Consider the following 15,069-nt stretch of genomic DNA (forward strand, 5'->3'; position numbering starts at 1 on the left):
ATGGACAAGATTAAGGCAGTCATTTTCGATATGGATGGAGTGCTCATCGACGCGAAGGATTGGCACTACGACGCTCTGAACCGCGCGCTCTCCATGTTCGGATACCATATCAGCCGCTACGACCATTTGATCACCTACGATGGATTGCCGACGATGAGCAAGCTGGAGATGCTCACGATGGAGCATGGGCTTCCGAGGTCACTGCACCGGTTTCTCAATACTCTCAAGCAGATCTACACCATGGAGATCGTACACGCTCGATGCAAGCCCGTCTTCCAGCATGAGTACGCGCTGTCGAATTTGAAAGCGGCGGGTTATCAGCTCGCGGTCGCCTCAAACTCCGTGCGTAACAGCGTCGAAGTGATGATGGAAAAAAGTAATTTAGCGCAGTATCTCGATCTGCTGCTCAGCAATCAAGACGTCGTGAAAGGGAAACCAGATCCAGAGATTTATCTGAAGACGATGGACCGTCTCGGCAGGAAACCTCAGGAGTGCCTGGTGGTCGAGGATAATGAGCACGGCATCCGGTCGGCGACCGCCGCCGGCGCGCATGTCCTTGTGGTCAAAACAGTCCATGATGTTACGCTGGCGAACGTCACGCGCGCGATTCGCAAAGCGGAAGGAGAAACGGCGTGAATGTTCTTCTCCTGATGGCCGGCTCCAGCGACGCATTCAAAGACGCCGGTTACCTGTATCCCAAAAATCTGGTGGAAATCGACGGGCTGCCGCTGATCCAGCGCGTGATGGACAGTTTCGCGCCGCTGCGGCAAACGGATTCTCAGATGATCGGCCTAGTGCGCCGGGAAGAAAACGAGCACTATCATACGGGAGACGTCCTGCGCCTGCTGGATCCGCCGGCGACGATTCTGACTGTCCCATCGGAGACTGCCGGAGCCGCATGCACCGCGCTGCTTGCGATCGAACAGATCAACAACGATGAACCGCTGCTCATCGCGAACGGAGATCAGATCCTGACGGCCGACCTTCCGGCAATTGTGGATGATTTTCGGAATCGTGGCTTGGACGGCGGGATCGTCGTCTTCGAAGCCGTCCACCCGCGCTGGTCGTACGTGCAGTGCGACGCCGATGGATATGTCATTGAAACAGCGGAGAAGCGGCCGATCAGCAATATGGCGACGGCCGGCGTGTATTACTTCGCTCGCGGCGCCGATTTCGTCTGGGCGGCGATGGAGATGATTAAGAAAGACGCGCACGTCGAAGGCCGTTTCTTCATCTGCCCAAGCTATAACGAGCTGATTTTGCGCCAGGCCAAGATCGGCGTCAGCAAAATTCCGCGGAAGAGTTATTTCTCGCTCACCAATCCGCAGGGTGTACAGTCTTACGAGGAACATCTGCGCGAATCGCGGGAGCACTGACCACAACATGCGTCAAGAGAAACTGTCGGCGATGGTCAAGGGATGGTTTGTCGGAGATTTTGAGCCGTCTCTCTATCATACGGGCGATGTCGAAGTCGCGGTAAAGCATTACCAGGCTGGGGACGCCGAAGAGTGGCACTATCACAAAGTGGCGACGGAGCTTACCGTGGTTGTATCCGGTGAGGTGGAGATGGCGGGGAAACGCTTTCGCGAAGGAGATATCGTCGTGATTGAGCCCGGCGAAGGAACGGCGTTCCGCGCAATCACCGACGCCGTCAATGTCGTCGTCAAGCTCCCAGGCGCAAGCAACGACAAGTATCTCCAAGAGGATTCCCATGCTTAATATCGTCATCCCGATGGCCGGACGAGGCAGCCGCTTTCAAGAAGCGGGATTTACGCTTCCCAAACCATTGATCCCGGTTCTGGGAAAACCGATGATCGAGGTCGTGGTGAATAATCTGCGCCCCGCGCAGCCGCATCGGTTCATTTTTCTCTGCCTTCAGGAGCATATCGATACGCTCGGAATCGGGGAATCGCTCAAGAAGCTTGTCCCGGACTCCATTATTACATCGGTCGACCGCGTGACGGAAGGCGCGGCGTGTACAGTCCTGCTGGCGAAAGAGCATATCAATAGCGCCGACCCATTGATGATCGCTAATAGCGACCAGTGGGTAGATATCAATATTGACGATTATCTGGCAAAGCAAAACGAAGAACGAGCTGACGGCCTGATCATGACGATGTGGGCCGACGATCCAAAGTGGTCGTTCCTGCGTTTTGACGCCAGCGGCGCGCTCTGTGAAGTGGTGGAAAAGGAAGTCGTTTCCGAGGAAGCGACCGTTGGGATATATAATTTTCGTCATGGCTCCGAATTCGTCGCCGCCGCCGAATCGATGATCGCGAAAAATCTGCGTGTGAACAACGAATTTTATGTCGCCCCGGCTTATAACGAGCTAATTGAGGCGGGCAAGAAGATCGTTTACTACAATGTGGGAAAAGAAGCAGACGGCATGTACGGGCTCGGCATTCCCTCGGATCTGAGGAAATTCGAGCAGCTAGAGGTTGCGCGGCGCGCGACGGCGTGACGAATGCGTCTCACTCTGATCTACCAAGCATATGACAACTATCCGTCCAGAAGCTAACGATTCGGTTCTTATCCTTCGTCCCGCGCAAAAGTGGCGCGCTCTGAACTTACGAGAAATTTGGCGTTTCCGCGATCTGGTGATGGCGCTGGCGAGCCGCGATGTCAAGCTGCGATACCGCCAGACAGCGCTTGGCGTCGCCTGGGTCGTCCTACAGCCGCTGATTGCCGCCGCGATCTTCGCCTTTGTATTTGGCCATGTCGCGAAGCTGAAAAGCGCCGGCGCGCCTTACTTTGCATTTGCGTTCGCCGGCATGCTCGCCTGGACCGCCTTTAACAACACACTCACCAAAGTCAGCGGGTCCCTGGTTCAGAACTCGCATCTGGTGTCCAAGATCTTCTTTCCCAGACTCGTCCTGCCGATCTCCATGCTGCTGTCATCCGTCATCGACTTCGCCGTATCATTGGTCGTGATGGTGATTTTGATGGTGATTTACGGGATCGCGCCCCATCTTCAAATATTGCTGACGCCGGTCTGGTTTCTACTGATTTTGCTCCTCTCGCTTGGCGTAGGCCTCATCGCCTCCGCCTTAATGGTGCCCTATCGAGACGTGCAGTATATCATTCCCGTGGCGACACAGTTTCTGCTCTACGCCAGCCCCGTCGCGTATGCGCTGGCGTCGGTCCCGGCGCGCTGGCAATCTCTCTACGGCCTCAACCCACTGGTGGGCCTTCTGGAAGGGTTTCGCTGGTCTCTTCTGGGAACGGCGGCGCCGGCCTGGCGGGAAGTGCTTTACGCCGCGGCGTTCTCCCTGGTAATGTTCGTCTTAGGCGCGTATTATTTTAAGCACATGGAGCGGAGGTTTGCGGATGTCATCTAAAGACTTCGCGATCTCTGTCGACAAGCTCAGCAAAGTTTACAAGATCGTACACAACGGCGCGAAACATACGACGGCCGCCGAGGCGCTCGCGTACCGAATCAAAAATCCTCTTTACCGCCCCGAAAGCAAAAGCTTTTGGGCGTTGCGCGATATCTCGTTCGATGTGCGCCATGGGGATGTCGTCGGCGTGATCGGGCGCAACGGCGCCGGAAAAAGCACTCTCCTCAAAGTTCTTAGCCAAATCACCGAGCCCAGCGCCGGCGAGGTTCGGCTGCGGGGACGAGTGGGGAGCCTGCTGGAAGTAGGCACCGGATTCCACGCCGAACTGACGGGGCGCGAAAACATCTATCTCAACGGCGCGATCCTCGGCATGCGCCGCCGCGAGATTGACAAGCAGTTCGATTCGATTGTGGAGTTCGCGGAAGTCACTCAGTTTCTTGATACCCCGGTGAAGCGCTATAGCAGCGGCATGTATGTGCGTCTCGCCTTCGCCGTCGCGGCGCATCTGGAGACCGAAATTCTCATCATCGACGAAGTCCTCGCCGTGGGCGATGTCGAGTTTCAGAAAAAATGTCTCGGAAAGGTCGGGGAGGTGGCGAAGGCGGGCCGCACCGTGCTATTCGTCAGCCATAATATGGCGCCCATCAACGCCATGTGCAACGTCGGTATCGTGCTGGACGGCGGGCGCATTGATATGATGGGCGACGTGACCGAATGCGTCAAGCGATATTTGATGAACGATCAGCAGACGCTTCAGGAAAAGGTCTTTACTCCTTCAGGAGGCGAGCTTTCTTTGGACCGCGCCGCCATCGGTCAGGATGGCCAAGACGATCAGTTGTGGACCTCTCGCCCAACCATCGTCGAAGTGGATATTACTTCCTCCTCCGACCTGCGGCCGGCCGATCTGATTTGCGGCTTCACGCTGCGCGACGCCTACGGAAACGACGCGTTCTCAACCTATTTCAACGACATGGCCGACTATGCTGGTAAAGAGAGCTTTCGCGGCAAGCATCGCCTGCGCTGCGAGATTCCCTCGCATTTCTTAAACGACGGAACGTACCGGATCGTCTTCAATATCGGCGTGGCGACGATCAAGCAATACACATCGGATGAGATACACTTTCTAGAGTTCACGATCGCGAATATCGACGGGCTCGGGACGCGTCTCGGCGGTCGTCCACTGCGCCCCGGAGCGGTTCTCCCCTTGTTCCCATGGGATGTGATGGAATAAGGGCGCGAGGAGCGAGCTTTGAAGATCTCCGTTTATATCCCTCTGTATAACGGAGGCGCATGGTGCCGAGAAGTTCCGTTACTTGATGGAGTCCACTACATCGCTTCCGACAACGGGTCCACGGATGAATCCGCAGAGATTTTAGAGGCGCGCGGCGTGACGGTCATCCGTCAGCCCGTGAGTTTAGGCCGTGTCGGCAACTGGCGTTTCTGCATCGCTCATTTTCAGGACAGCGGCGCGGATTGGATGAAGTGGATGTTCACGGGTGATAGGCTCCGTCCTGACGCGGCGGATATCCTTCGCCGCGCCGCCGCCCAGTTTCCGGACGCACGCCAAATTATCTCGGAATTTGATATTGTGGAAGGGGATAACCGAACCCGTCACTCCATGCTCCCAACGACGGCGCTTATCGAGCCGGCGCGGGCTATGCAGCTGGCGGCGCAGCTTGGGAATTGGTTTGGCTCCCCGATTGGATACGCGCTGCATCGCGAAGCGCGTGTTGAAGAGTGTGATTTTGGAAGCCTGCCCTATGTCGCGGACTATCAATTCGCGATGAATATCGCCGCCCGTCATCCAACACTTTATCTGGCGGAAAACATCGGCGATTTCGTCGTCGACGCGCGCCGATATTACAAAACGCAATCAGAGAGCCAGCAAACCGCCGTTCAAAACGCTTGGATGATGTGGCAATCCGCCGAGCGTTTCCATGAATTGACCGGGGATCGGACGGAATATGAGCGCCTGGCGCGAAGAATTGAAACCGAAGTCGCCGGCGAGATCTTTGATCGCATGATGCGCTCGCCCGTTGCCGGCGATTATCTGGATCGGACGAGCTACCGAGCAATCGCCTCGCTGTTCGTCAAAAAGCTTCGCCGTCGGCGGCGAAAGTAAAACTTATGCGAGTTGCAATACAAAATCCGAATCTGGCGCTCGATCAATCCCGAAATTTCAACGGCTACGATTTCGAGTTTCTACGCCAATTCAAACCGATCATCTATGTTCCTGATCTCCGTGGCGTTCCGCGCCGTTACAAAGCGCTGCTTCAGCTGGGCTGGAAACCTCAGGAAATCCGTTTCGCGGTCGGACCTCGGCAATTAAACCATATGGCCGATGTACTCGTATGCTTTGCGGGAACACCTTACGACCTTCGAAACAAGCCGCCACGCGACTTTCACGGTCTCAAAGTCTTTCACGTCATGGACTATGTCTTTCGGGCGGAGGAAAGCCATCAGATACTCGCCGACTCTGGCGTTCAGTATGTCATGGGCTACACGGACCATGGCAAATACTGTCCATTCTTTCAAAAGTATTACCCCTCATTTTGCGGCAAAGTTATCTCCGTGCCGTTCGGATACGGCGCCCGATTTGAAAACAAGCTTCCATATGCCGACCGTACGCCCAAAGTTATCGCTCTCGGCTCTGTCAATCCTGTGGACGACCCGGCCGTGCCGGACCGAGCGATGCTAAAGGAATATATCGATTTTTATGCGAACGTGCGCTGGACACATCAATGGCGCCGTATCCTCGCGGAAAACGAAGAGAATCTCGCGAACATTATGGATTCTCAACTTCCGCATTTTCCAGAAACCAAAAACCCGGATTATGACGCCGTCGCGATGATGAACCAGTATCGGATGTTCGCCAATGACGAAGGCCTGATGGAGTTTCCACCCGCGCGCACCTTTGAGGGTACGGCCGCCGGATGCGTCATGGTAAGCTCCGACCACGCAAGTTACGGCGATTACGGATTTCTGGACGGCGTCAACTGCGTTATGCACCGCCGCCACGACCTCTCTGACTTCCAGGAGAAGGTCCGGTACTATATCGACCATCCAGACAAGCTCGCCCAGATCAGTCAAAACAGCACAGAGATGGTCCGTACTCGTTATTCGCATCCGCAGATCGCGAGCGATCTGCACGAGCATCTTCGGGAGCTATGGGGCGCCTCCACGACGTCCTAGCCGCGAACACGCATATGACACGAATCACATGGCTGCTTCCTGTCCGCAACGGCATGCCCTATCTGCCGAAGACACTGGAATCAATCGCCAATCAAACTTACCATGATTGGCGCATCCTGGCCTGGGACAATGGTTCGACGGATGGGACTCTAGAGGAATTGCGGCGCTGGATCCCAGATCGTCTTCCCGGTAAAATCGTCTCTGACAGACCGCTTTCTTTAGGCGCATGTCTCGCGGCGATGGTGGACGAATGCGACACGGAGTTGTGCGCGCGCATTGATGCGGACGATATCAACTTCCCGGAGCGACTGGAGCGTCAGATCGCATTTCTGGACGCGCACCCCGATGTTTCGGTCGTGGGGTCAGGATACGAAAAAATCGATATGGCGGGAAGGATCCTGGAAGGACACCCGGCGCTTCCCAGCAGCCACCAGGACATTGTTGTGACCATGCTGGCGGAAAACGCGATCGCGCACCCCACGGTGCTGTTCCGGAGAAACGCCGTCATTGACGCAGGGAACTATGCAGATCTGAAACCGATCGAAGACTATGAACTTTGGAGCCGAATGGCTTGCAGGCGACTTCTGGCGAATCTGCCTGAGCCGCTCATCAAATATCGGGTGCATCGACAAAGCGTTACACAGCAGGCGATAAATTCCGGGCATCTCTCGAAGGAGATTTCCATACACTGCGCACGGAGCGCGGAAGCGCTTTATGGCTGCTCGGAAACCGATCTCAGACTGCTTCGGGCTAGCAAACATCCTCTGGCTCTGGCTCCACTGATTCGTATCGCTCGGCGCCTTGGAGAGAGACATAGCGCGGAAAAGGCGACTCTGCTTCGGGATCCGATATTTCTCACGGTTGCGGCGCGGCTGATTGCGCCAACGGATTTTATCAGTTCCATCACGCTGGGCGCGCTCGATCCTCGTGTTGGATGGAAGGGCGGCTTGAAAGCAGCCCTCGTTCGTCTTTTCATGCTGGTATGGAGTAAATTTCCAATGCTGCATGGCTGGCTCGCGATATATAGGTTCCAAGCATGGAGACGAACACTCGCCAAGCAAGGAACGGTAATCGATCCAGCGACTCAAATTATCGCCACTAAGCAGGCCTACAGCCGTATTGAGATTGGCCATGGATCAAATCTGGAGCGCGATGTCTCTCTTTGGATTTCCGACGACGACGGCGCTCGGGCGCGACTGACCCTGGGGAACGATGTCTACGTCGGCAGGAATACATTTCTCGGGGTTTATCAGCCGATCTCTATTGGAGCCGACACAATGATCGGCGCGTATTCGTATATTATTTCCGCGAGCCACCGTTTCGATCGGCGCGATACGCCAATACGCGAACAGGGATACTCTGGAGCTCCCATCGTCATCGAAGAGGATGTGTGGATTGGGACTCATGTCACCATCCTGCCTGGAGTCACCATTGGCCGGGGAGCGATTGTCGGAGCGGGAAGCATGGTCAATAAAGACATCCCGCCTTATGAGATTTGGGGGGGCGTACCGGCGCGCTTCATCAAGGAACGCCCAGGCTCGGCCTGAAACGCAAACGAGATGCCCAAAATCGCTTTTATTTCGACTATGAACGGGGGCGCATGGGGAGGCAGCGAGGAGCTCTGGAGCCAGACCGCATCCCACTTGCGTGCTGCCGGCGAAACCGTCGGAGTAAACGTGTTGCGCTGGCCTGAGACGCCTGTCCCGATCAAACAACTGGAAACGGGCGGCTGCGCTGTCGAGCGCCGCAGCGAACTGGGGCGCGGCGCAAAGCTGCGGAACGCTCTGCGGCCGCAAGCAAATTTTGCATGGCTGGACCGATTTCAGCCGGATCTTGCGGTGATCTCTCAAGGCGCCCATATCGACGGCGCCCCCTGGATGCTGGCGTGCAAAAAACGCGGCGTCCCCTATGTTTCTATTGCGCATTCCGCAGGAGAACAATGGTGGCCGGACGACGGAGAAGCACAAAGCATCGCGGAGGCTTACGAGGGCGCGCGCGCCGCGTATTTCGTATCGAACGGCAATCTGGATCTCACGCGACGGCAGCTGGCGATTCCTTTGGAACATGCGCGCATTGTGCGTAACCCGTTCAGCATTCCCTATGATATCGAGGTAGAATGGCCGGAATACGCCGAGGAACTGCGTCTAGCCTGTGTCGGACGGCTCGCCCCTTCCGCAAAAGGCCAGGACCTGTTGTTTGACGTACTGCGTCAACAAAAGTGGCGGAATCGGCCGCTTCGTCTCACATTGTATGGATCTGGACCTAATGAAGCAACCCTCCGGGCGATGGCTCGGCTCTATCACTTGGATGCGGTCACTTTCGGCGGCTTCGAGACTGATATCACGGCGATATGGCGCTCTCACCACGCGCTCGTATTGCCATCACGCTTTGAAGGATTGCCAATCACCATCGTGGAAGCGATGCTCTGCGCCCGAATATGCATTGTGACGGATGTCGCTGGTAACCGTGAACTTTTGGAGGACGGAGCAAGCGGCTTCGTTGCGGCAGGACCAAGCGCCAGTCTTTTGGATGCAGCTTTGGAGCGAGCGTGGGCGCAGCGTAAGCAGTGGCGCGCAATGGGATTGAAGGCGGCGGCTCAAGTGCGCACACATATTCCTGCGGATCCCGTGGCGGTTTTTGTCGAGGAGATTCGCACCCTTCTCTGAACGCGCCTTCCCAGCAATTTTAAGAAATTCTATGTCTTATTCCGTCTCCATCCTCATTTGCACACGCAATCGCGCCGCACAGCTCGCCGAAACCCTCAGGGCGCTTGCCGCAATCGATTACGATGCGCCGGAGACCACCGAGATCCTCATCGTCGACAATGGGTCCACCGATGAGACAGCAAGCGTCATTAATGCTTACTGCAATGGATCAGTCGAAACATCCCATTTGATGGAGGCGCGAGCCGGTCAAACCTACGCCCGCAATCGCGCGATTACGGAGGCTCGGGGCGATATCCTCTTATGGACCGATGATGATGTCAAACCATCGAAAAACTGGATCCAGGCGATGTGCGCGCCAATCATTTCCGGAAACGCCGACGCTGTAGCCGGCGGCATCTTGATGGCCCCTCACTTGCGACGCTCATGGATGAAGGGGTTGCATAAGATCATGCTGGCGTCAACGGAAAACTTCCCTGAGGAAGCTCCAATCAATCTGATTGGAGCGAATATGGCGTTTCATCGCCGAGTGCTGGAAAAAGTCCCAAGCTTTGATACGGAATTAGGCCCGGGCCAGCTTGGTTTCCAGGATGATGCTTTATTTTCGCGTCAACTGGAAAATGCAGGCTATCGCATTTCTCGCTCTCTGGATATCTGCGTCGAACACCATTTCGCTCCCGACCGGCTGCTGCGCAAGAATTTTCTTGATCGCATGATCCGCGAGGGTAAGTCGGAGGCGTATGTCGCGCATCATTGGGAGCATCGGGATTTGGAAGATTCCTGGAAATACGATGTGAAGGAAATCCTGCTCCCTCTTTACCGTTTGCTGCGCCCCGCGAAGGATGATGCGGAAGGCGGGATTTCCGCGCGGGAGATGGGATGGCTGAAGGATCTAGCGTTTCGGAGCCAAATGCAGATCGAGCGAACGCGCCCTCGAAACTATGAGAAGTTTGGTCTGGTCAAGCTCAATCAAAGCTCCGCCGATATTCCCGTCGCCGAGAAACGTTAACCCATGCGCGTCGCTTTCGACTATTTGATCTTCTCCATGCAGCAGTATGGCGGCATCTCACGTTACTTCCATGAGCTTGGGGCGCATCTGTCCTCGTTCGAGGACGTCGAGCTCTCGTGGCCGGTCTTCGCGCACGGCAATAGCTATTTGCGTGAGAGCTCCAACGGGCATTATGTTTCGATCGCCCCGGACACGCGCATCAAGCGCGGCGTCCGTAAGCTGGCGAACGCGACGATGACGAAGGCGTGGCTGGCGGCTCATCCGCAGGATATCATTCACGAGACGTTCTACCGAACGACCCCGTGGCCGGGCCGGCATCGTACCGTGGTGACGGTTCATGATATGATCGTGGAGAAGCATCCGGAAGAAAATCCCAACGCCGTAGCGGATGCGGCGATCAAACGCGCGGCTGTGATGCGGGCGGACCATGTGATCTGCATCTCGGAGAACACAAAGAAAGATCTGCTGGAATTGGTGGACGTCGCCCCTAGCCACATCTCCGTCATTCCTCATGGATGGCGTCGTTTCCCAGAGGCTGCGGCTACGAACCTGCCGGCGAATATCGTTAAGCCGTTTTTGCTGTACGTGGGCGCGCGATCGACGTACAAGAACTGGAAGAATTTCATCGCCGCCTATGCGCAATCGTCGCTTCCTGCGGATTTCCAGATTGTCTGCTTCGGGGGCGGGGAGTTCACCCCAGAAGAAATGGCGACGCTGGCGAAATATAAGTTAACGGAAATACAAGTGACGCAAGCGGGGGGCGGCGACGCAATACTGGGAACGCTTTACCAAAACGCCGCGCTATTCGTATATCCTTCGCTGTACGAAGGCTTCGGAATGCCGCTGCTGGAGGCGATGGCCGCCGGATGCCCGGTGGCGTGCGGTGATGTCAGCTCCCTGCCCGAAGTGGCGGGCGCCGCCGCCGAGTATTTTGATCCGATGAGCAGCGAGAGCATCGCCGCCGCGATCCAGCGCGTTGTGTCGTCCAAAGCACACGCCGAAGAACTTGTCCGCCAAGGCGAGCAGCGCCTCCCGATGTTCTCCTGGGAACGCTGCGCGGAGCAGACGAGAGACGTGTATCGAAAACTTGCGGGCTAATTACCAGGAGAGGGCGTCTTTGCGCGCGCCGGCGAAGAGTCGGCGCAATGTCGGCGCAATGTCGGTTTGCAGGTATAATAACGTATTGCGCCAGAAACACACGCGGCGCTGTTTCCTTGGAAGCGGCGTAATCGAGTTCCCGAAAGAAATCCACCGTTCACCCCGCGCGTTTCATCTCCGCCGGATACGATCCTGCGCGGCGCCGCACGGACGGCGCGGACGCCGAAGAGATGGCGGCGGGCGAAACCCAATCAAGGCAGATCGATGAAGAAAACCGCTCTTATCTCCGGTGTTACGGGCCAGGACGGCTCGTATCTCGCCGAGCTATTGCTGGCGAAAGATTACGAAGTCCACGGGATCATTCGACGATCCAGCAGCTTCAACACCGGCAGGATCGAGCATCTGTATGTCGATCCGCACACGCTCGGCGCGCGTCTTTTCCTGCATTACGGCGACCTCGCGGACTCGTCCAACCTGCGTCATCTGGTCGAGAAAGTGCGTCCGGACGAAGTCTATAACCTCGGGGCTCAGTCCCATGTCAAAGTCTCTTTTGAAGAGCCCGAATATACCGTCGATGTGGACGCGGTCGGAACGCTGCGCTTTTTAGAGGCGATTCGCGATTACCGGGACCGGACCGGACACGATGTCCGTTTCTATCAGGCGAGCAGTTCGGAGATGTTCGGCGCCGCGCCTCCACCGCAGGGCGAAAGCACCCCGTTCCATCCGCGCAGTCCATACGCCTGCGCCAAAGTTTACAGTTATTGGCAGACAGTCAACTATCGCGAGAGCTACAGCATGTTCGCCTGCAACGGCATTCTGTTCAACCATGAAAGCGAGCGCCGGGGCGAAACGTTCGTGACGCGCAAGATCACACGCGCCGCCACTCGGATCAAGCTCGGCCTCCAGGACAAGCTCTATTTAGGCAATCTGAACGCGAAACGCGACTGGGGTTTCGCGGGAGACTATGTGGAGGCGATGTGGCGGATGCTGCAAGCAGACCAGCCGGACGACTATGTTGTCGCCACCGGGGAAGCCTACTCGGTGCAGGAGTTCGTGGACAAGACATTCGCTCTGCTGGATCTCGATCCCGCCAAATACGTCGAAGTCGACGAGCGTTATTTCCGGCCCGCGGAAGTCGACTATCTGCTCGGGGACCCCTCTAAAGCGCGGGCGAAACTGGATTGGAAGCCTCTGGTGTCCTTTGACGCTTTAGTCGAGCGTATGGTGGAGCACGATCTTTCTCTCGCCCGCCGCGAAAAGACTCTTCTGGATTCCGGCCACAGCATCAGCGATCAAGCGAGGCAGCCCCGGTAATGGATCGAACCGCACGTATTTTTGTCGCCGGACATCGAGGTCTCGTAGGCTCAGCGATCGTACGCGCTTTGGAGCGCGCGGGGTTCGGCAATCTTCTTCTCAAATCCCGCACTGAGCTGGACTTGCAGAATGAGGCGGCGGTAACCGCGTTCTTCGAGAAAGAGCAGCCGGAGTATGTGTTTCTGGCGGCGGCGAAGGTCGGCGGGATCCTGGCGAACAGCACGCAGCCGGTCGAGTTCCTCACCGAGAATCTCCGCATCCAAAACAACGTAATCCTCGGAGCGCATCAAGGCGGGGCGCGCAAGCTGCTGTTTCTGGGCAGCTCCTGCATTTACCCAAAGTTCGCCCCTCAGCCGATCCACGAGAGTTCGCTTCTGACCGGCGCTCTGGAACCCACGAACGAAGCGTACGCGATCGCTAAGATCGCCGGCATTACGCTGTGCCGGTCGCTGGCGCAGGAGTACGGCGCAAACTTCCTCTCCGTCATGCCGACAAATCTTTATGGCCCCAATGACAATTTCGACTTGAAGACATCGCATGTGCTCCCGGCGCTGATCCGAAAATGCCATGTCGCTTCGGTCACCAAATCCCCAAGCCTGGAGCTCTGGGGCACCGGTTCGCCGCGCCGCGAATTCCTGCACGCCGACGACCTCGCCGAAGCCTGTGTGTTTCTGATGGAAAATTACGACAGTCCGGAGATTATCAACATCGGCGTGGGCGAAGATATCTCGATCCTGGAGCTAGCGCGCCTGGTGCAGTCGGTGGTTGGCTATGAAGGCGAGATCGTCTTTGACGCCTCCAAGCCCGATGGGACGCCGCGCAAACTTCTGGATGTCTCCAAACTGCATGGGCTAGGCTGGCGGCATCGCATTTCGCTGGAAAAAGGAATTACTGCGGTTTACCAACAGGCGGATAAAGGCGCCTGGGTTTCAGCTATTCGCGTTTGAGGTTTCGATAGCGCCGCCGCTGGACGATATTCCGACGGATTAACTACTAACATCATGAGCAAGCTTCACTCTACCTCCGAGCCGTTCGCGGACAACCTCGCCGCCGATATTGACAGAGGCAACACGCCCGCGCCGGCAAAAAACCGGCTGCTGCCGCTGGGTCTCGCGGTCGTCGCAGGCGTTGTCGCCTTTGGCGTCGCTTCCGTGCTTCCCAAGCAATATCGCACCGAAAGCACGCTTTATTTCCCTTCCGCCGGTGATTCCGGAGCGGGGTCGATCATCAGCGCGCTGAATGGTTTTGGCGGAGGAGGAGTAGGCGATAAGGGCGGAAGCGTCGGCTTGCTGGGAGGCATGATCAGTTCCCCCCAAGTCGCCAGCGGCCCGAACACTTCCATTGCGATCCTCACAAGCGTCCGCTGCCAAACGCAGGTGGCGCAAATATGTCATCTCCAAGAGCACTACCACACGACAAGAATGCCGATTGTGCTGAAGATGCTCACAGCCGCGTCAACATTCGCCGTGAACAAAAATGGACTCCTTCAGGTCGAAATCGCCGATCAAGACCCGCACGTTGCGGCGGCGATTAACCAGGCCTACCTGGATACGCTTAAGTCGATCGCCACGGACCTGAGCGTAGACGTATCGCGGCGAAACCGCATCTTTATTGAAGAGCGCTTGAAGACACAGCGCGCGAAGCTGACAGCCCAGGAAAGCTTATATTCGGAGATGCAAAAATCTCCCACACAGGCGCTGACCGGAACTGCCGGCTCTGATAAGCTGGTGTCCGCATATGTCGAGCTTCAGACCCAGGCCAATCAGGCGGCGATTGATTTGAGCGCGGTCGACGCGCGGATCCGCTGGCAAACAGGAGTGGCGAAGGCGGCGTCCGGCCCCAGCCTCGACGCCGCGTCCGTCATTCCCAAAGTCCAGCCGTCAGTCGAACGCCTGAGAGGTTTGGAATCCCGTTTCAGCATCGCCCAGGCGACTCTGGGGCCGGACAACCCAGACTATCGATACCTCCAGATCCAAGTCGAACTGGCGCGCAGGGAAGTGCGCTCCGAAGTTGAGCGGGAGCTCAACCAGACACAATCCGGTATCGCCCCGGAGGTGTCCACTCTTTACGCCACGCGGGCGGCCCTGCAAGCGCAGCACGATGGTCTCAATCGATCACTGACCCAGCTCAAAGATAAGGTCGTCGCGATCCCCGTCACAAAGATGCGGGAAGCGCACATGACGGCTGAGGTCGAGACGGGCGAGAAGCTTGTCGCGATGCTGGAGACCGAGGCGGAGCGGGCGCGTTTAGCCGAAGCCCGAGACAGCACCACATTCGAAGTCATCGATCCTCCCACGCCGCCGGACGAACCGTTTGCTCCTCGACGCGCATTCATCGCGGGGATCGCGGCGCTGGCGGGGTTCCTGCTGGGCCTCGCCTGGCTGGCGGCCAAATCCCTTGGCAAAGACGGGCTCATGGGCATGGACGCCAAGCACGATTCTCTGTGAAAGCGCCC

15 protein-coding genes are annotated in these 15,069 nt (G+C 57.0%); all 15 read left to right on the top strand.

What is annotated here, in order from left to right:
* Entirely contained in the window at positions 1 to 636 is a 636-nt protein-coding gene (locus tag D5261_RS04780) for an HAD family hydrolase (RefSeq protein WP_119320937.1), read from the top strand.
* Positions 633 to 1,376, top strand: coding sequence for a glycosyltransferase family 2 protein (locus D5261_RS04785; RefSeq protein ID WP_119320938.1), 744 nt, complete (start codon positions 633 to 635; stop codon positions 1,374 to 1,376). The genes D5261_RS04780 and D5261_RS04785 overlap by 4 nt, the downstream gene beginning before the upstream one ends.
* A 7-nt stretch (positions 1,377 to 1,383) precedes the next feature.
* Entirely contained in the window at positions 1,384 to 1,719 is a 336-nt protein-coding gene (locus D5261_RS04790; protein ID WP_119320939.1) for a cupin domain-containing protein, read from the top strand.
* The gene (locus D5261_RS04795) at positions 1,712 to 2,461 is read left to right on the top strand and encodes a glycosyltransferase family 2 protein (protein WP_119320940.1); all 750 of its coding nucleotides are present in this window, start codon (positions 1,712 to 1,714) and stop codon (positions 2,459 to 2,461) included. Before D5261_RS04790 ends, D5261_RS04795 begins: the two co-directional genes overlap by 8 nt.
* A gap of 31 nt (positions 2,462 to 2,492) precedes the next feature.
* Complete coding sequence (locus tag D5261_RS04800; protein ID WP_119320941.1) at positions 2,493 to 3,338, top strand: ABC transporter permease; 846 nt, start codon at positions 2,493 to 2,495, stop codon at positions 3,336 to 3,338.
* Positions 3,328 to 4,569 carry an ABC transporter ATP-binding protein gene (locus tag D5261_RS04805; protein WP_119320942.1) on the top strand — a complete coding sequence of 414 codons (1,242 nt, stop codon included), beginning with the start codon at positions 3,328 to 3,330 and terminating at the stop codon, positions 4,567 to 4,569. Before D5261_RS04800 ends, D5261_RS04805 begins: the two co-directional genes overlap by 11 nt.
* Before the next feature lie 18 nt (positions 4,570 to 4,587).
* Positions 4,588 to 5,460 (top strand): glycosyltransferase family 2 protein, encoded by an 873-nt coding sequence (locus D5261_RS04810; protein WP_119320943.1) that lies wholly within the window; start codon positions 4,588 to 4,590, stop codon positions 5,458 to 5,460.
* A gap of 5 nt (positions 5,461 to 5,465) precedes the next feature.
* Positions 5,466 to 6,530 carry a glycosyltransferase gene (locus D5261_RS04815; protein WP_119320944.1) on the top strand — a complete coding sequence of 355 codons (1,065 nt, stop codon included), beginning with the start codon at positions 5,466 to 5,468 and terminating at the stop codon, positions 6,528 to 6,530.
* A gap of 14 nt (positions 6,531 to 6,544) precedes the next feature.
* Positions 6,545 to 8,077, top strand: coding sequence for a glycosyltransferase (locus D5261_RS04820; RefSeq protein ID WP_165864118.1), 1,533 nt, complete (start codon positions 6,545 to 6,547; stop codon positions 8,075 to 8,077).
* Positions 8,078 to 8,089: 12 nt separating this feature from the next.
* Entirely contained in the window at positions 8,090 to 9,196 is a 1,107-nt protein-coding gene (locus tag D5261_RS04825) for a glycosyltransferase family 4 protein (protein WP_119320946.1), read from the top strand.
* A gap of 31 nt (positions 9,197 to 9,227) precedes the next feature.
* Positions 9,228 to 10,202: a glycosyltransferase family 2 protein gene (locus D5261_RS04830; RefSeq protein ID WP_119320947.1), complete on the top strand. Its 975-nt coding sequence runs from the start codon at positions 9,228 to 9,230 to the stop codon at positions 10,200 to 10,202.
* Between the two features lie 3 nt (positions 10,203 to 10,205).
* Positions 10,206 to 11,300: a glycosyltransferase family 4 protein gene (locus D5261_RS04835; RefSeq protein ID WP_119320948.1), complete on the top strand. Its 1,095-nt coding sequence runs from the start codon at positions 10,206 to 10,208 to the stop codon at positions 11,298 to 11,300.
* 264 nt (positions 11,301 to 11,564) lie between these two features.
* Positions 11,565 to 12,614, top strand: coding sequence for a GDP-mannose 4,6-dehydratase (gmd, locus tag D5261_RS04840; RefSeq protein WP_119320949.1), 1,050 nt, complete (start codon positions 11,565 to 11,567; stop codon positions 12,612 to 12,614).
* On the top strand, positions 12,614 to 13,561 hold the full coding sequence (locus tag D5261_RS04845; protein ID WP_119320950.1) for a GDP-L-fucose synthase family protein: 948 nt from the start codon (positions 12,614 to 12,616) through the stop codon (positions 13,559 to 13,561). The genes gmd and D5261_RS04845 overlap by 1 nt, the downstream gene beginning before the upstream one ends.
* 54 nt (positions 13,562 to 13,615) lie before the next feature.
* Positions 13,616 to 15,061 (top strand): GumC family protein, encoded by a 1,446-nt coding sequence (locus tag D5261_RS04850; protein ID WP_119320951.1) that lies wholly within the window; start codon positions 13,616 to 13,618, stop codon positions 15,059 to 15,061.
* Positions 15,062 to 15,069: the final 8 nt, after the last annotated feature.

This window comes from Capsulimonas corticalis, from assembly GCF_003574315.2.
Taxonomy (GTDB): Bacteria; Armatimonadota; Armatimonadia; order Armatimonadales; family Capsulimonadaceae; genus Capsulimonas; species Capsulimonas corticalis.